Consider the following 17,957-nt stretch of genomic DNA (forward strand, 5'->3'; position numbering starts at 1 on the left):
CGACACCTCAGTCAACGGTTCCGGCTTCGAGGCGTTGCTGGAGGTCGTCGACGCCGAACTCGGCATACTGCTCGGTGACCGCGGCGACCTTTTCCTGTGTCACCTCACGTCCGATCCGTTCGGCGAGCACGCTGCCCTCCATGTGGTTCTCCCGGATCCACTCCTGGAACTCCTCGTCCTCCTCGATCAGCGTGATCAGCGAGTCGGCGAGCTTGTCGACGATCTCGGGCGGGGTGCCGGGAGTCGTGCCGATGGGAAACCCGAGCTGGAAGATCTCGAGCTCGGGAATGGTGACGTCGTACTCTTCCTCGACGTCGGCCAGCGTCATCGCATCCGGCTGGAAGCGATTCTCCTCGTGCGAGAAGACAAGCAGCGCCCGGAACTCCTCGTCCGTCCCGCCCCGGAGCATCTGGGCGGCATCCCGGCCGACGATGTGCTGCTCGCCGGTGAGCACGCTCTGCTGCGCGTCGCCGGGATCGTAACCGGGGGTGAAGATGAAATCCTTGTCGAAGGCGTCGAAGAAGGTCAGCGCCACCGGATTGACGGGGCTCTCGTATCCGCTGTCGCCGTAACGAATGACGTCCAGCGCGAGGAGGTCGTCGAGACTTTCGATATCGCCGTCGGCGGCGGTGTAGAACGTCCACGGTTCTTCGAGAAGCGTGCCGAACCACTCGAACTCCTGCCAGCGCGGGTCGATGGTTCCGAGCTGATCGTGAATACCCATGGTTCCGTGGACCGTGATGAACAGCGTGTGCCCATCCGGATCGGCAGCGGCGACGTCGTGGTACCCGGCCGACTGATTCGCACCCGGCACGTTTTCCACGACCACGGATTCGTCCCACAGTTCCTGCAAGCGCGGCGCCAGACCGCGGGCCATCGTGTCCATCGTCGACCCGGGACCCGAGCCCACGACGATGCGGACAGTGCCGTTCGGGAAGTCCCCGGCCTCGCCGGAACCGCCGTCCGTGCCATCGGCGCCGGCGGGATCGCCGTTGTTCGAGGCCTCGCCGGCACTGTCATCGGCCTGTGCACACGCCGATATCACCACGAATGCGGCCACGATCGTTGCCGGGCCGGACAGGCGCGTCGTCATTGCGGAACCTCCTAGGGGTGGAACTCGGGATCGGGGGCGACCGAAACGTCCAGGAGCAAGGGATCGGTCCGTTCGGCCAGCTGCGGAACGACATCACCGAGCACCTGCGTCAGCTCGGAATAGGTGTCCAGGCGCAACGCCGGGCACCCGAACGAGCGGGCCATCCAGCTCATGTTGACGTCGGAGAAGTCCGGCCACGGCGGCTTCGTGTCGCCGTGGCCTTCCGCCAGCCGATCCATCACGGCATAGCGTCCGTTCGCGAGGATCACGAACAGCACGCCGACGCCGTACTGGGCGGCGCTCCACAGCGCCTGGATGCCGTAGATCGCCGAACCGTCGCCCACGACGGCGACGACGGGCCGATCGGGTCTGGCCATCCGAAGTCCCGTCGCGGCCGGCAAGGCGAAGCCAAGCCCGCCCATGGCGGCCGAGACGAAGCCCAACGGCCGGCGCGCCGGAAGCAGCCGGTGCAGCTCGGGCCGCGACGACGGCGTCTCCTCGACGACAATCGTCTCTGGTGACACGAGGCTCGCCAGCGCTGCCAGGACGTGCCCGGCACGCAAGGGCTCGCCACTGGCCGGCGGCGCGGGCCCGACTGCGGATTTGAACTCGGGTGCGGGCGTTGTCCGGGCGGGCACGCGCCGGGCCAGCCGTTCGCACGCCGCCGGCAGCGACGCGAGGATCACCTGGTCGGCCGGGCTGCGATGCGCTTCATCGGGATCGTCGATCACCACGGCCACGGCGGTGCCGGGTTCGACCAGCGGACCGGGCTCGAAGGGATATTGCCGGATGGCAGCGGCTCCAACGGTCACCACGACGTCGTGCTCCCGCAACGCGGCACGCAACCGGCTGCGATCTGCCGGCAGGACACCGGCGTACTGCGGATGATCTTGCGGGAATCCCGCTCGCGCACCGAAGGGCTCCTGCCAGACCGGACACCGCAATCGTTCGGCGAGCGCGACCAGAGCGTCCCAGGTGCGAGGCTCGTCCGAGCCGGCTCCCGACACCAGAACCGGTGTGCTGGCCGACGTCAGCATGTCCGCCACGGGCTCGATATCGGCCTCGTCGAGCCCGGCGGCACGGGTGATCGCGCGCGGAGCCGCCACCACCTCGCTGTCCGGCATCCCTTCCTGCCAATCACCCGACGGCACGATCACCAGGGCGGGTCCACGCCCGGTAACGGCCTCGTGCCAGCCCCGAGCGACGGCGCCCGGCACGTCCTGGGCCCGCGCGGGAGACTCGACCCAGACGGGGTAGTCGCCCGCGAGTCCGGTGAGCTTGCCGGTGAGGAACGGTTCGAGTGCGAGATGCCGCCGGTCTTGCTGGCCTACGAGCACGAGAAGCGGTGCGCGATTCACCCGGGCCGTAGCCAGTGCACCGACGGCATTGCCGAGGCCCGCGGTCGTGTGCAGCAGTGCTACGGCGGGTGCCCCGGTGGCGATCGCTTGCCCCGTGGCCAGGCCGACCACCGATCCTTCGTGCAGGGCAAGCACGAAGCGCAGGTCATCGGGAAAGTCCGCCAGGAACGATATCTCCGTCGATCCGGGATTCGCGTACAAGGTGGCCACGCCCAGCCGGCGCAGCGTTCCGATGGTGGCGTCACGCACACTCGTCATAGCCATCCGTTCGCATGATGAACACTTGTTATCTATATGAACGTAGCTGTGACGCTAGTGCGCTCCTCCCCGGGCGTCAACATCTGCAGATATCGAGGTGATTACGGAAACACCGGGAACAGTGGAGAATTCGGGCGTGACGCCGCGAAAGTTAAGGATCGCCGATGTGTTCGCTGAACGAACATGCGTTTGCTCAACGTACCAGGCAAGGCACGGCCAACCGGCCCTGAGCTCGCGCCAGGATGGCTACTTCTTGCTTGCCTTCCCGCCCGCGGAATCGGAGGAGAGCGCGGCGATGAACGCCTCTTGGGGCACCTCGACACGCCCCACCGTCTTCATCCGGCGCTTGCCTTCCTTCTGCCGCTCGATCAGCTTGCGCTTGCGGGTGATGTCACCGCCGTAGCACTTGGCCAGCACATCCTTGCGGATGGCGCGGATGTTCTCGCGGGCAATGATTCGCGAACCGACGGCAGCCTGGATGGGAACCTCGAACTGCTGCCTCGGGATCAGTTCCTTCAGCTTCGACGCCATCGCGACGCCATACGAGTACGCCTTGTCCTTGTGCACGATGGCGCTGAACGCATCGACGGGATCGCCGTTCAACAGGATGTCGACCTTGACGAGATCCGCCTCCGCGTCATCCGTAGGCTCGTAGTCGAGGCTCGCGTATCCGCGCGTGCGCGACTTCAGGGCGTCGAAGAAGTCGAACACGATCTCCGAGAGCGGCATGGTGTAGCGCAGCTCGACGCGATCCTCCGAGAGATAATCCATACCGCGCATCGACCCGCGCCGGGACTGGCAGAGTTCCATGATGGCGCCCACGAACTCGCTGGGTGCCAGGACCGTGGCCCGTACCATCGGTTCCCTGACGCTGGCGATCTTTCCCGTCGGGAACTCGCTCGGGTTCATCACCGCGTGGCGCTGCCCGTCCTCCATGAGCACGTCGTAGATGACGTTGGGTGCGGTGGAGATCAATTCGAGACCGAACTCCCGCTCCAGCCGTTCACGGATGATCTCCAGATGGAGCAGGCCCAGGAAGCCGCAGCGGAATCCGAAACCCAGCGCGCCCGACGTCTCCGGCTCGTACGTCAGCGAGGCGTCGTTGAGCTTCAGCTTGTCCAGCGCATCCCGCAAGTCGGAGTACTGCGAACCGTCCAGCGGGTACAGCCCGGAGAACACCATGGGCTTCGGCTCGCGATACCCCGGCAGCGGCTCCGTAGCCGGGCGCGCATTGAGGGTGACCGTATCCCCCACCTTCGACTGCCGGACGTCCTTCACGCCGGTGATGAGGTATCCGACCTCGCCCACACCGAGACCGGCAACCGGCTTCATCTCGGGCGAGATCACCCCGATTTCCAGGAGCTCGTGCGTGGCCTTCGTCGACATCATGAAGATGCGTTCCCGCGACGCCAGCGCACCGTCGACGACACGCACGTAGGTCACGACGCCCCGGTACGTGTCGTAGACGCTGTCGAAGATCATGGCCCGGGCCGGGGCGTCCGCGTCTCCCACCGGGGGTGGTACCTCGGACACGACGCGCTCCAGAAGCTCGGCGACGCCCTCCCCGGTCTTGCCGCTGACGCGGAGAATGTCGCCGGTATCGCAGCCGATCAGGTGAGCGAGCTCCGCCGCGTACTTGTCGGGCTGCGCCGCAGGAAGATCGATCTTGTTGAGCACGGGAATGATCTGAAGATCGTGGTCCAGCGCGAGGTAGAGGTTGGCCAGTGTCTGCGCCTCGATGCCCTGCGCGGCGTCAACGAGCAGGATGGTGCCCTCGCACGCCGCCAGACTCCGGCTGACCTCGTACGAGAAATCCACGTGTCCCGGAGTGTCGATGAGGTTCAGCACGTGTGTCGTGCCGGCATCCGGACCGGCGGACGGGGTGAACGGCAGCCGGACGGCCTGGCTCTTGATCGTGATGCCGCGTTCGCGCTCGAGGTCCATGCGGTCGAGGTACTGATCGCGCATGAGGCGCTCCTCGACGACGCCGGTCATCTGCAGCATCCGATCGGCCAAGGTGGACTTGCCATGGTCGATGTGCGCGATGATGCAGAAGTTGCGGATCAACGCAGGCGGCGTCGCGGCCGGGGCCGGCACGTCAGGAGTGTGAGGCACGCAGGTCTTCCTCGCGGATAGCGTCGGTCGGTCATGTCACGGGTTTCCCTCCCCATCATCCCATGCGAACCCTCCCGAACGCGTTGGCGGACCGGACTTGCAACCGACCTGCCGACCGGCCATAGTGATCTCTTGGTCCCCGAACGGGCCGGTTCGTGCCCGGTATCGGTACCGGCATGGTCAACGTTGTGCTGAGGAGCTTCTGTGCATCCCGCAACCCGCCCACGGATCCTCGTGGCCGGGATCGTCGTTCTCGTAGCGTCCGTCCTCGCAGCCCAGGTGGCCGCTCACGTGGCCGGGGCGCCGGTGGCCGTCGGTGCGAGCGAGCCCACCGGGACACCGGAGGAGCGTGAGCAGACACGCGTCGACGTCACCCGCTGGAAGGACCGGGAGGGCTGGCGCGCCGGCGAGGCGAAGGGAACGACCCCGCTTCCAGGTCGCGCCGGCATCATCATGACCTACCCGGCGGGAACCATCGACGACGCGGAATCCGACCGCACGAGCGGACTCGCCGAGTTACCTGGCACCACGGACACGTGGGAATACGCGACGTGGACGACACCGCTCACGGAGCTGCCTTTCGGGGCCACCGAGCTGATCGCTTCGTGGAACGCCTCGACACCCGGGCAATCGTGGCTCTCCGTGGACATGCAGGGCACCTACGGCGACGGCACCACCACGCCCTGGTACACGCTCGGCCACTGGACCGACAGCCCGGACAGCATCGATCGCACCAGCGTCGACGGTCAGGGCGACGGGCGGAGCCGGATCGACATCGACACGTTCACGATCGACTCGCCGGATGAGCCATCCGGCGGGAACCGGGGTGTCGAGACCGGGACAACCACGACGGCTACCGGGCAAGGCGAGCAGGATGGCCAGACGTTCCTGGAGGCCTACCAGCTACGGGTGACGATGTACCGTCCCGCGGGAAGTTCGACATTGCCGCGGGTGTGGATGCTCGGCGCGATGGCGTCGGACGTGCCCGCCCGTTCCGACGTCGAGCCGAGCTCCGGCGGCATCGCCTGGGGGCACGAGCTGGCGGTTCCCCGCCGCTCCACGGCTCCGCACCGCGACGAGCATCCCGGCTACCGCGGCACCCAGGCCTGGTCGGGCGCCGCGGCGGTCACCATGGTGATGGAGTACTTCGACGTCGTGCCCTCCCGCACCGAGATGTCGTGGATCGACGCCGGATACAAGGATCCGCAGGTCGCTCACGCTGCCCGCATGACGTGGGATCACGCGCTCGACGGCACCGGTAACTGGTCGTTCAACACCGCCTACGCCGCGTCGCTGCTGGGTCTGGACGCATTCGTGACCCGGCTCGGTTCGCTCGACGACGTCGAGGTGCTCATCGATGCCGGCGTCCCGGTCGTCACATCGGTGTCCTTCCGTGAGTCGGAGCTCGACGGCAGCGGATACAGCGCAGCGGGACATCTCATGGTCGTCACCGGGTTCACCGAGGACGGCGACGTCGTCGTCAACGACCCGCGGGCCCTGACGAATGCTTCTGCCCGTCGCGTCTACGATCGCCGGCAATTCGAACAGGTCTGGTTGCGTACCCGCAGGCAGCTCGCGGGCGGTGAGATGGCCTCCGGACCTGGCGGTATCGTGTACATCGTCAAGCCGCGCGAGCTCGATCTCCCGGAGGCGGACACCTTGGCCGCGGACTGGTAGCAGCCTGACTTGGTGGGTGGCGACACTCGCTGGTAAGATTACTCGCCGCGTGTCCGCCCAGGTCGTGGACACGTTCGTCGGCTTCGGTCCCGCGCGTACGTAGCCCATCATCGCGCATCCGGGAGTCGGCTTCCACACCGTCATGACCTGTCCGAACGAGGTAAAGGCACACGTTTCGTGGCGAACATCAAGTCCCAGAAGAAGCGCATCCTGACCAACGAGAAGGCGCGTCTGCGCAATAAGTCGGTCCGCTCGTCGCTGAAGACGGCCATTCGCCGGTTCCACGAGGCGGCCGACCGTGGAGACACCGAGAAGGCGACACTCGCCGCACGCGATGCGTGCCGCAAGCTGGACAAGGCGGCTTCCAAGGGCGTCATCCACAAGAACCAGGCAGCGAACCGCAAGTCTTCCATCGCGAAACGCGCCGAAAAGCTCTGAGCCCGTTCTGGTTCCACTCCGCTGCGAACCAGAACTCTCCCAGTAACGATCTGGGAGTCCACGACCAATCATCGGCTGGCCCGGCACGGCGTCGCTCACCGCACGGTGGGCGGCGCCGTGGCGTTTGCTCACCCGTGCCGGCGTCGACACGCAGCATCGCGCGTCGCTGGAGTCCAGAACGCGCCGATTGACGCTCGTCTCCCATGTTTTCTGCGTGACAAATGTCGACAATCAAACCGGCCGAGAAATATTCCTGATGTATTACTCTTCCCTTATCATTAATCACATACAGTCGCGCATTTCCGCCTCTCAATCGCCGGTGATAACAAGCGAAATGATCACGTAGCGTTGTTTATCGCCCACGGAGAGTTGCACGACGAAATGCCTGCGCACCTGACCGTCGGTGACCTTTTCTGACAGAAAGTCGCCTGTTGCCAATCGTCTTATTCTGGGCTATTGTTCTTTACGTCCGCAGCATTTCGGAGCTCAGATCCGTCCGGACATGGATCGGGTACGATCATCGCGGATGGAAGTTGCGAAAACAGCACACTTCCACCGTTGGTGGTTATCTTGAGATACTGCAGACTCACGGACTTTACCGTGACCCTCAGACCCGGTGCGGCTCCGCCCTACCCACCCCGCACCGAGATAGGGGGCGCGGTGCTGCTCGTCCGGGGATGAGCGCACCGCGCCCCGTCATACAGATGGCGGCAGGATCCAACGGGGGGCGGATCCTGCCGCCGTTGTGTGTGCATGCCGAATGTTGATGTCGAGTATGTCGGCGCGGGCGCCTGGTCGATCACTGACTATCTGCGCACTCATTCGGGCATTGGGGCTGGACAGCATAAATGTGAACAAGGATCTATCTCAACGCAAGGCCCCATTCCGTGATCATATAGTACTTTTCGGGCACTATAGGGCGTATGGAACACACTATCTACGCTGCATCGCCTCATCGCCCGAGCCCCGCCCTCGACCACGACGACCAGCTCTTCGGATTCCGCGACCGCGCCTCCGGTGCACGTATGGGGTTCTATCGCCCGTGTGATCGGTACGATCTCTGGCAGCAGTACGTAGTCGGCGCCACGCGCACGTACCGCCGATTCGGCGCCGAGAATGCCCTCACCCTGCCCACCACCACGCCCGAATCCATTACCCCCATCTTCGCCGTGGCCCACGACAACAACGACGACGTCGTCGCCGGCTGGTACGCCAACGGGCCCCTCGATGCCGTCTACGAAGCACACGCGCCCAGTGAGTTCCAGGCAGATCCGTTGGCCGCGACCCTGGTAGCCGAGTGGATTTCCCAAGCACTTCCGGACGGAGCCATCGAGCTCAAGGCAGGTTGGGTCGGGCACCATGCTCACAACAAGGGAGCATTGGCCGATCTCGTAGCCCGCTCGTTCGTCCACGCTCTCCGATTCCTCCGAGTTCGGTATGCTTTTGGCACCGTCGCTCAACACGCGGGACCTCGATGGTGTGGTGCCGGTGCCCGGCCAGTCGACGGCATCCCAGCCACCCCATACCCAGATGAGCGATATCTCACATCCTTTTACCAGTGGGATCTCCATACCGCCCACGCCCGCTCGGCGCCCGAGCAACAGCAGCTGTTCCTCAGTGACATAGAGATGGGCAGTCCGACCATGACCAGCGGAGTACGACAGTGACCACCCAGTTCGCCCCAGATCCGCACTCCTGGCACGTCACACTGGTCGAAAGCTCCGATGAACTCGACAGGCTGAAGAACGACCCGGGCATCGACGTCATCGACAGGCTCGATCAGCAATGGCGTGACCTTCAACACACGCTTCCCGCTCCGCCGGAAGCAGCGCTCACCGAGCCGTCGCGGTGGTACTTCTACCCGTGGCGGCGGACCATCGTTCACCTCCTCGGTCCGATCGGTTTCCAGACCCTTCGTTCGGATCGCAACCGGAACAAGATCACCGCCGAAGAGCAGCAGCGCTTGCGGCGGCTGAGCATCGGCGTTGTCGGGTTGAGTGTCGGACACGCCATCGCCCACACCCTGGCTCTGGAAGGCCTCTGCCGCGAGATCCGCCTGGCGGATTTCGACGAGATCGAGCTGTCGAACTTGAACCGGATTCCGGGAACCGTCTTCGACCTGGGAGTCAACAAGGCAATCGTGGCAGCGCGGCGGATCGCCGAGATCGACCCTTACATCGACGTGCACATCGAGCCGTCCGGGCTGAGCATCGAAACTGCCGACAGGTTCATGGACGGGCTCGACATCGTCATCGAAGAATGCGACTCGTTCGACGTCAAGCTCGCCACTCGCGAAGCCGCCCGGCGCCATCGATTGCCCCTCGTCATGGAGACCAGCGATCGCGGGCTGCTCGATGTCGAGCGTTACGATCTGGAACCCGAGCGGCCACTCTTCCACGGTCTCCTGGGCGATACGAAGCCCGCGGAGCTCATGGGGCTATCCACGCACGACAAGGTGCCCTATATCCTCAGAGTCCTGGAGCCACGAGAACTGTCAGCGATGATGGCGGCCTCGATGACGGAGGTCGACGAAACCCTCAGCACGTGGCCACAACTCGGAGGCGACATCAACCTCGGAGCCGCCACCGTCGCTGCGGCGGTGCGCAAGCTCGGTCTGGGCCAGCACGTGCCGTCCGGCCGCGTACGAATCGACCTCGGTGAACACCTCGACGCACTCACCCAGCCTCCCGTTCCTGCCACGCTCGATGTCGGCGAGCAGGCACCAACCGATCCGGAACCCGCGCCTGACGAGCCACGCCAGGCAGTGGTGCATGCGGCTCGCCTCGCACCATCGGGGGGCAACACGCAGCCATGGATCTTTGCCGCCGACGACGACGCCCTGGACATCCACCTCGATCCCGCGCAAACGTCCACTCTCGACGTGGCGTTCCGCGGCAGCTACGTCGCCATCGGCGCCGCCCTGTTCAACGCCCGGGTCGCCGCCGCGCGGCACGGCATACTCGGTGGCGCGGAGATCTTCCCGCGCGGCCTCGACCAGGGGCCCGTTGCCACGTTGCGGTTCACCGACGGCTCGGACCCAGAACTCGCGAGCTTGTACGAGCCAATGCTGTCCCGGGTCTCGAACCGGCGGCTGACCGAATACCGGCCGTTGCCCCACGGAGCACCCCAGGCACTCGCTGATGCCGCTCGGGCAGAAGGAGCGCACGCACACGTCGTCACCGACCGCGAGCGGCTCCGGGACCTGGCCGAGCTTTTCGGCGAGTCGGACCGATTGCGCTACCTGACTCCGCACCTGCACGAGGAACTGATGCGGGAGCTGCGGTGGCCCGGCTCGGAGAGCGTGGACTGGGGCCTGGATGTACGCACCCTCGAACTCGACCCCTCGGATCTCGCCAAGCTCGACGTCGCCCAGCGCGCGGACGTCATGTCCGTCCTTGCCGAGCAGGACCTCGGCAGGGCGCTCGGCGAATCGACTCGTGATCGCCTCCTCGGGTCGTCCGCCCTGCTCGTCGTCACGATCAACGACGCCGATCCCGGCGCTTACGTACGGGGCGGACAGGCCGTCGAACGCACCTGGATTCAGGCGGAACAGTTGGGATTGAGCGTCCAGGTGATCTCTCCCCTATTCATCTACGCGGTGAGTGATCACGACTATGAAGAACTCTCGGCACGGTATCGGGATCAGTTGCGAGAACTCCGTGAGAAATTCGACCATTTGACCGGTATCGATGACCAGACGATCGCTATCACAATGCGAATCGGATACGCTCCAGGAATTAGCGCTCGAAGCCAGCGCCTCCCTGCTGAGCGCACGGTCCGGATACGTTGATCTTGCGAAACGAGGATTGAGTTGGACCCGGAGACAATCCAGCCGCTGTTGAAATCGCTGGGCAAGGCCACAACTGCGCTGTCCGTCGATCTACTCGAAGTCAACGACGGCATACCACTAGTTTCGTGGGGCAGCGCCGCCGATGCCGGAGTTCGCGGTGAAGCACTGTCGACGATGCGCAACGCCATCCGGGAGGTAACGGCCAAAGCGGCCGCCCTGGATGGCACCGATCCGATCCAGGAAGCAGCGATCCCGGGTTTCAGCCTCCTGGCGCACGGGCTCTGGCGCAACGACTTCCGGGGCAGCCTATGTGTGGTGCGCGAGGGCCACGAGGCATGGACCGATAACGACCGCGCCCTGCTGGGTATGGCCACCGGCCTGTGCGGCTCGATCATCGAGGCAGGTCATGTCTCCGGCGAGCACGGCCGGCGGCTCGACCAGCTGGTCTCGTACGTCGCATCCGAACTCATGGGTGTCTCTGCCGCCGAGCTCTCCGAAACAACCCACCGCATCCTGGGCGAGCTCGGACTGTTCTTCAACGTCGACACCTGTTTCCTTCGGTACAACGATCCAGAACTACAGGCAAGCGTGCTGATCGACGAATGGCCACGCCGCGAGCATGTTCCAGATCCCGATCCGCTTGCCGTCGTGCCCTGGGATACGGACGACCCCATATTCGCCCGTGTCAAGGATCTCCGCGAGCCGTACTTCGTCCGTCCGGGCGATCATCAAGACATGTATCAGGCACGCGTGAGCGCGGCCTCCGGCGTGGAGCAGGTGTCAGCCGCGACCGTTCCGCTGATCCGTGACAACGAAACTCGCGGCGTGCTTGGCTTCATTCATTTCGGGGACAAGGAATGGTCGAACGCCGAGGTCGGGGCGCTCAAGGCGATCGCCTCGCTCCTCGTCCAGCTGGATGCCCGGGTATCAGCTGAAGAAGATCTTCACTATCAGGCTTATCACGACGAACTGACGGGCATGCCCAACCGGCGTGCCTTCGTCGAAGAACTCACATCTGTCTTCGAAGCCGACCCGAAGACACCCTTTTCGATCCTGTACATAGACATGGACCGCCTGAAGACGGTGAACGACGTCCTCGGGCACGCCGTCGGCGACCGGTTCATCGGAGCGGTCGCCAAGCGGTTGCGCGACTCGGTGCGCCCGGAAGACATCGTCGCCCGTCTTGCCGGCGACGAGTTCGTTGTCGTCTTGCGCGGCGTCCAGACCTCGCAGCACGCCGAACGCATCGCTCAACGGCTTCTCGACAAACTCAGCGAGCCGCTCGACATCGGCGGCCATGTCGTCAGCCGGAGCGCCTGCGTCGGAATCGCCATCAATGGCAGCTCTTCCAGAGCCAGCACGGTAGACGATCTTCTGGCGAACGCCGATGTCGCCCTGCTGGAAGCGAAGAAGCGTGGCGGGAACTCCGTCGTCTCGTTCAACGACGAGCTGCACGTGCGCCTGCTGAAACGAGCGGACCTGGAACTACGGCTGCGCACCGCCATCGGTGACGGCGAGATGCTGCTTTACTATCAACCCGAGTATGATCTTCGCAGTGGCGATATCACCGCGGCAGAGGCCCTGGTCCGGTGGCAGCATCCCGAGCGCGGCTTGATGCAAGCGGGCAAGTTCGTATCGGTCATCGAAGAGATCAACCTGTCGGCCGAGCTCGGCCGCTGGGTCCTGGACGAGGCGTGCCGGCAGCTCTCGGAGTGGAAGAAGTCCTCTCCTGTGGTACCACCCTCCATCCGGGTCAACATCTCTGCCGGTGAACTGATCAGTGCGGACTTCGTCAACTTCGTCGGTGCCCTGCTCAGCCGGTATGGCCACTTGCCACAAGAACTCGGGATCGAGATCACGGAAAGTACGGTCATGCGGGAAGTCGACGATGTTCTGATGACGCTGCACGGGCTTCGCCAGCTGGGCCTGACGGTAGCGATCGACGACTTCGGAACCGGCTATAGTTCACTATCGCACCTCAAGGAGTTGCCGGTCGACATCTTGAAGATCGACCGCAGCTTCATCTCGTCCCTCCATACGGACAAGAGCGACCGCGCGATCGTCTCGGCGATCGTCCGGCTCGCCGAGGCATTCAACCTGACCACTGTTGCGGAGGGCGTTGAAGACGCATCCACGGCGACCACATTGGTAGAACTGGGCTGCCGCCGAGTGCAGGGCTATCTGATCGCCAAACCACTCGCGGCGGACAACTTCATCACATGGCTAAGTGAACCGCGCGACTACCTCGGCGCACCCAATCCTCTCGCGTCAACATGAGATGGTCGTAACAATTCGCTACGGACGGTAAACTATGAGCAATCAGCGTGTCGGACAAACAGGGCCCTTGGCTCGGCTAGTAAAAGATGTGTTGAAATGTCGCCATCGGGGGACTCTACAGTGGTAGGGCGGCACAAGGGGAGTTCGATAATGAACGATGAAAAGCAGATGGATCCCGACGACAAAGACTTCGCCAAGGTAGTGGGCGCTCGTCTCCGGACTCTTCGGCAGCGCAAAAGACTGTCACTGAAGGCAGTCGAACAGAACTCCGGCGGTACGCTGCGCGCGGCCGTCGTGGGTTCCTATGAGCGGGGAGATCGCGCGGCATCGGTCCGACGGCTCGCCGAGCTCGCCGACTTCTATGATGTTCCCGTCGACTGGCTGGTTTCGGACAAGAACAACACCGAGCCGCCGCCACCTGGCGTTGAGAGCAAACTCGTCCTCGACCTCGTCGCGCTTCGCAATGCCCCGCCTGAGGCCGAGCAATTGATCAACTTCGTGTACGGCGTGCAGAAGAAGCGTGACGATTTCGGTAGTGAAGTACTCACCATTCGCGCCAACGACGTCTGGGTGATGTCCTCCGTCTACGGTCTCACGCCTTCCGAGCTTCGCGAGAAAATGATCAACTGGGGAGTACTCGTCCAGCGAGACAGAGCCTGAGCGAGATCCGATTGAATGGGGCTCCATACCAGATGGAGCCCCATTCAATCGTCTCGCCACCTAACCCGAGCGCGCTTCGTCAATCCGCACGAGTGCTGTGGTCAGCGCGTGCGTCGAATCGTTGACGCCACCTTTCACTGCAAGATCGGCGGACGCGACAGCGCGAATGGCCCGCGCCAGGCCGGCCGGGGTCCAGCCCCTCAGCTGACCTCGCAGAATGCGTATCTTCCAGGGTGGAACACCGAGATCACGAGCGAGATCGGCGTCGCGGACACCGCGCGGCGCTCCGGAGAGCCGGGCGAGCGTTCGCAGCGCCGTCGCCAGGGCGCCGATGACCAAGACCGGATCGGTCCCGGTCTGCAAGGCCCACCGCAGCTCCTCGATGGCGGCGCCGGTCTTGCCCTCGACGGCACGGTCCGCTACAACCCAGCCCTTGACATCAGCTCTGCCCTCGAAGTACGTCCCGACCAGCTGCTGGTCGACCACGCCGCTGGGAGCGTCCGACGCAAGTTGTGACGCTGCCGAGGCCAGCGTTCGCAAGTCTCCCCCGACAGCTTCCACCAGCTGCCGAGCGGCTGCCTCGTCGATGCGCCCACCGGCATGGTGGACCTCCGAGCGGACGAACGACACCTGATCGTCGGCCTTCGTCAGCCGTTCCGCCTTGACCTCGTGCACCCCGGCCTTGCGTAGCCGCTCCAACAGCTTCTTCGCCTTCACCCCGCCGGGATGGACCAGGACCAGATACATGTCGTCCACGGGCTCATGGGCAAAGGCCACGAGCGCATCGCCCACCGCATCGGGCACGTTCTGCACATCATGGATCACCAGAACCCGCGCTGTCGCGAAGAGCGATGGACTGGTGTGCTCGGCAAGCCCTCCTGCCGTCATCTCCGAGCCCGTCACTTCCGACACGTCGGCGTCGGGCTGTGCCCGGCGGGCCGCGCGTACCACCGCGGCCACGGCCCGCTCGGCAAGGAGCGTCTCCGGACCCACGACGAGGGTGACCGGGACGAGCGGATCGACGGTTCTGGCAGCCATATCGACTCCAGCATGCCACGTGGCCCGGCCATCGGAGTACCCAGCTCGGCCCTCGACGTTTCCGCAGCCAGTCCGAACTGATCATCGGCTGACAACACCCAGCCCGCCGCCGGTGCGCACCACCGCGAACGTGCCGTCTTCGTCGGTCCGGCGAACCTCAACACCCGCCCCCTCGAGCAGCGCCATGGTCTCGCCGGACGGGTGACCGTGGCGGTTCTCACCGACACCAACCAGCGCCAGGTCCATACCGAGATCGGCCAGCATCCGTTCATCCTGAAACTGAGACCCGTGGTGTGCGACCTTGAGGACGTCTGCCCGCAGGTTGGGCTCGGCGGCACGAAGCGCCCGCTGGGCCAGCGGCTCGATGTCACCGGTGAATAGGAGGGCTACCTCGTCGGCGCGGATGGCGAGCACCACGCTGGCGTTGTTGGCGTCCGATTCGGACGACGAGCGGATGATCCGGCGTGGCCACAACACCTCGGTTACGAGACGGTCCCCGATCTCATACCTCTCCCCCGCCCGCGCTACCTGGATCGGCACGTCCGCTTCGTCCATCCACCGCACCACCTGATCGGCCTGCGCCACCGGCTCGTCCAGCGGCGAGACGAGGACGCGGTCGACCTCGCGGCCCGAGAGCACACCGGGAACCCCCGCGACGTGATCGGCGTGATAATGCGTCAAGACCAGCAGTGGCACGTGGACGATTCCGAGCGAATCGAGACATCGCTGAATGAGCCGGGAGTCGGGTCCGGCGTCGATGACGACTGCCGAGCCCGGTCCGGCCCGTATCGCGAAGCCGTCTCCCTGCCCGACTTCGCACCCCGCCACCACCCATCCGGCCGGTGGCCAGCCCGGGCCGGGAAACGGGCGGAGCAGCGCGATGGCAACGATACCGGCCACGGCGACGCAGGCCACAGGTGTACGCAACACCAGGGGTATCAGTGCGACGGCAACTCCGGCGGCGAGGATGCCCGCGAGCGTACCGGCGGCGCCATCTGGCCATTCGACCTCCGCACCGGGGTGACCGGCGAACCACCGGGCAACGGTGACGATCCACCATGCTGGAAGGCCGCTCAGCCACGCCAGCATGCTCGCGACCCCCGGGATGGCGGCACTCGCCACGGTAGCCGCGACGCCGAGGACCATCGCCGGTGCGACAACGGGCGCCACCAGCATGTTGGCCGGCACCGACGCGACGCTGAACTGGCCGAATGCCGTCACGAGCAGTGGTGTGCACGCAACCTGAGCGGCCAGTGGCACTGCCAGGGCCAGGGCGAGCGGCCGGGGCAGCCGGCTCATCGACCGCTGCCAGGTGGGGACGAGGACGAGGATCCCGGCCGTCGCCGAGACCGACAAGGCGAACCCTACAGATCGCGCCAACCACGGATCGACCAGCACCAGGACGCACACTGCCGCGGCCAGGGCGCGAAACGTGCGTCGCCGCCCTGCCGCCAATATTCCTGCCACGGCAATGGTGCCCATGACCGAAGCGCGCAGCACGCTCGGATCGGGCCGCACCAGCACGACGAACCCCGCCACCGATAGGACTCCGACGACGGGCAGTCCGTACCCGCGCACGCCCGCCAGCCGCGCCGCACCCAGCACGGAGAGCAGGACGATGCTGACATGCGTCCCCGACACGGCCGTGAGGTGCGTGAGTCCGGTGACCCGCATGTCGTCCCGCAGGTCATCGCTCATCAGCGACTCGTCACCGACGACCATTCCGGGGATCAGCCCGCGGTGCGGTGCGGGCACGGCGTCCACCGCCTCCCGGAGACCAGAGCGCATGGGCTCGGTCATCCGGGCCACGAATCCGGGCCCGCCCACCAGCTCCGGCTCGCCGTCGACCTGCAGGAAGGCCGCCACGTCCCCGTTCGCCGGTGACAGCCGGCCCCGCGCCCGCAGGCGCTGCCCGGGAAGCAGGTCCGTCCAGGGAGCGCCCCGCGCCGCAAGGAACACCGCGGTGCGCACGTCGATCGTGGTCCCCCGTCCGGAGATCTGGTCGATACGCATCCGGATCAGTACACGTTCCGGGTCGTCGCCCGCCGTGCCAGTGGTGGGTTCGCTCCGCGGACGCCGCGCGTCACCTGCGATCACACCCTCGACCTCTACGTGCGCCTTCTCCTCCGCGAGCTGGGCTACCGGACCGTCTCGTACCGGCGTGGCACGCGAGGCACCCGCGACGATCCCGACGGCCACACAGGCCAGCGATATCGCCGCGATCAGCCGGCCGGCACGGCCCAGCCGCCACGCGACGAGCGACATGCACCCGCCGAGCAATACCCACGCCACCGCGGCACGTTCGAGGGGAAGGGACAGACCCGCCAGCACCCCGGCCCACAGCGCCAGCGCGATGGGAACGAGGCGAAGATCCGGCCGCTGCCTGCCGTCCCCAGCCACATCGCGGATCACACCGTCACCTGGGACTCGATATCGGCGAAGACGCTCGGGCCGATCCCGGAAACCTCGTGGAGCTCTTCGATGCTGCGAAACCGTCCGTGCTGCTCGCGCCAGGCGATGATGCGCTGTGCGATGGCCGGGCCGATGCCGGGCAGCGTCTGGAGCTCCTCGGAACCGGCGAGATTGAGGTCGATCAACGCGTTCGTGCCACCCACATCGCCGGCCTCAGGTGAATCGGCGCCACCGCCTGCGCGTGCTTCCTCCCCCACCAGGACCTGCTCGCCGTCTCCCACGATGCGCGCCAGATTCAACGGTGTGAGGTCGACATCGCCATCCACGCCACCGGCCGCGTCGATCGCGTCCACCACCCGCGATCCGGCAGGAAGCGTGACCACGCCCGGATTCGCGACGTCGCCGGCGACATGCACGACGAGCTCGTCGTCACCCGGCGATCCGGCATTCGACCCGGCGCTCGACTCGGTGCCCGGCCCCGGATCCGCTCCCGCGTTCGGCTCCCCGCCCGCTGCCGGAGGCGTGCCCTCCGTCGCCGCCTCGTCCCCGCGAGATACCGGCACGCCCGTGGCCACGGGCTCGGCCCGCACCGGCTCGACCTGCGGCCGTCCCAGCCAGTACACGAGGGCTGCGAGACCCAGCCCCAGCAGGAGTACGACCACGATCACGCTGGCGTGGGCACGCCCCAGCGTCGCCGGGCCATGCCGGCCGCCCACGGCCCATCGTGCCCAGGCGGCGCGCACGACGAGCGGCAACCGATCGGCAACCCCCGCCGCCGCTGGAGCGCGCATGCTCGATGCCTCGGTGGATCCGGCACCGGGCTGGTGCGCGGCACCGGGCT

Annotated in this window: 13 protein-coding genes; 6 read left to right on the forward strand and 7 right to left on the reverse strand. The window is 65.7% G+C overall.

Going from position 1 to position 17,957, the window contains the following annotated elements; all coding sequences use genetic code 11:
• Positions 1-7: 7 nt before the first annotated feature.
• The 3 genes from DPM12_RS18045 to lepA form a co-directional block, all read right to left on the reverse strand.
• Positions 8-1,093 carry a Bug family tripartite tricarboxylate transporter substrate binding protein gene (locus DPM12_RS18045; RefSeq protein ID WP_112259738.1) on the reverse strand — a complete coding sequence of 362 codons (1,086 nt, stop codon included), beginning with the start codon at positions 1,091-1,093 and terminating at the stop codon, positions 8-10.
• An 11-nt stretch (positions 1,094-1,104) separates the two neighbouring features.
• A complete protein-coding gene (locus DPM12_RS18050) occupies positions 1,105-2,709 on the reverse strand; it encodes a thiamine pyrophosphate-dependent enzyme (RefSeq protein WP_112259739.1) in 1,605 nt (534 codons plus the stop codon).
• Between the two features lie 246 nt (positions 2,710-2,955).
• Positions 2,956-4,824: a translation elongation factor 4 gene (gene lepA, locus DPM12_RS18055; protein ID WP_112259740.1), complete on the reverse strand. Its 1,869-nt coding sequence runs from the start codon at positions 4,822-4,824 to the stop codon at positions 2,956-2,958.
• Between the two features lie 204 nt (positions 4,825-5,028).
• Between lepA and DPM12_RS18060 the strand changes: the two genes are divergently transcribed.
• Positions 5,029-6,501 (forward strand): peptidase C39 family protein, encoded by a 1,473-nt coding sequence (locus tag DPM12_RS18060; RefSeq protein ID WP_112259741.1) that lies wholly within the window; start codon positions 5,029-5,031, stop codon positions 6,499-6,501.
• Positions 6,502-6,678: 177 nt separating this feature from the next.
• On the forward strand, positions 6,679-6,939 hold the full coding sequence (gene rpsT / locus DPM12_RS18065; RefSeq protein ID WP_112259742.1) for a 30S ribosomal protein S20: 261 nt from the start codon (positions 6,679-6,681) through the stop codon (positions 6,937-6,939).
• 309 nt (positions 6,940-7,248) lie between these two features.
• Here the strand turns inward: rpsT and DPM12_RS24170 are convergent, their stop codons facing one another.
• Positions 7,249-7,377, reverse strand: coding sequence for a hypothetical protein (locus tag DPM12_RS24170; RefSeq protein WP_281269670.1), 129 nt, complete (start codon positions 7,375-7,377; stop codon positions 7,249-7,251).
• A 485-nt stretch (positions 7,378-7,862) separates the two neighbouring features.
• Between DPM12_RS24170 and DPM12_RS18070 the strand changes: the two genes are divergently transcribed.
• The 4 genes from DPM12_RS18070 to DPM12_RS18085 all read left to right on the forward strand — a co-directional run bounded on the left by DPM12_RS18070 (position 7,863) and on the right by DPM12_RS18085 (position 13,666).
• The gene (locus DPM12_RS18070) at positions 7,863-8,606 is read left to right on the forward strand and encodes a hypothetical protein (RefSeq protein WP_112259743.1); all 744 of its coding nucleotides are present in this window, start codon (positions 7,863-7,865) and stop codon (positions 8,604-8,606) included.
• The gene (locus DPM12_RS18075; RefSeq protein WP_112259744.1) at positions 8,603-10,729 is read left to right on the forward strand and encodes an Rv1355c family protein; all 2,127 of its coding nucleotides are present in this window, start codon (positions 8,603-8,605) and stop codon (positions 10,727-10,729) included. The genes DPM12_RS18070 and DPM12_RS18075 overlap by 4 nt, the downstream gene beginning before the upstream one ends.
• A 21-nt stretch (positions 10,730-10,750) precedes the next feature.
• Entirely contained in the window at positions 10,751-13,006 is a 2,256-nt protein-coding gene (locus DPM12_RS18080; protein WP_112259745.1) for a putative bifunctional diguanylate cyclase/phosphodiesterase, read from the forward strand.
• 168 nt (positions 13,007-13,174) lie between these two features.
• Positions 13,175-13,666 (forward strand): transcriptional regulator, encoded by a 492-nt coding sequence (locus DPM12_RS18085; protein ID WP_112259746.1) that lies wholly within the window; start codon positions 13,175-13,177, stop codon positions 13,664-13,666.
• Between the two features lie 60 nt (positions 13,667-13,726).
• Here the strand turns inward: DPM12_RS18085 and holA are convergent, their stop codons facing one another.
• From holA to DPM12_RS18100, 3 genes are all read right to left on the reverse strand, one after another.
• The gene (holA, locus tag DPM12_RS18090) at positions 13,727-14,704 is read right to left on the reverse strand and encodes a DNA polymerase III subunit delta (protein WP_112259747.1); all 978 of its coding nucleotides are present in this window, start codon (positions 14,702-14,704) and stop codon (positions 13,727-13,729) included.
• Positions 14,705-14,785: 81 nt separating this feature from the next.
• Positions 14,786-17,116, reverse strand: a complete 2,331-nt coding sequence (locus DPM12_RS18095) for a ComEC/Rec2 family competence protein (protein WP_112259748.1) — start codon at positions 17,114-17,116, stop codon at positions 14,786-14,788.
• Positions 17,113-17,957, reverse strand: an 845-nt coding sequence (locus DPM12_RS18100) for a helix-hairpin-helix domain-containing protein (RefSeq protein ID WP_112259762.1), incomplete at its 5' end; no start/stop codon positions are given. The genes DPM12_RS18095 and DPM12_RS18100, both read right to left, overlap by 4 nt.

The sequence above is a fragment of the Phytoactinopolyspora halophila genome (assembly GCF_003287285.1).
In the GTDB taxonomy this organism is placed as follows: Bacteria; Actinomycetota; Actinomycetes; order Jiangellales; family Jiangellaceae; genus Phytoactinopolyspora_A; species Phytoactinopolyspora_A halophila.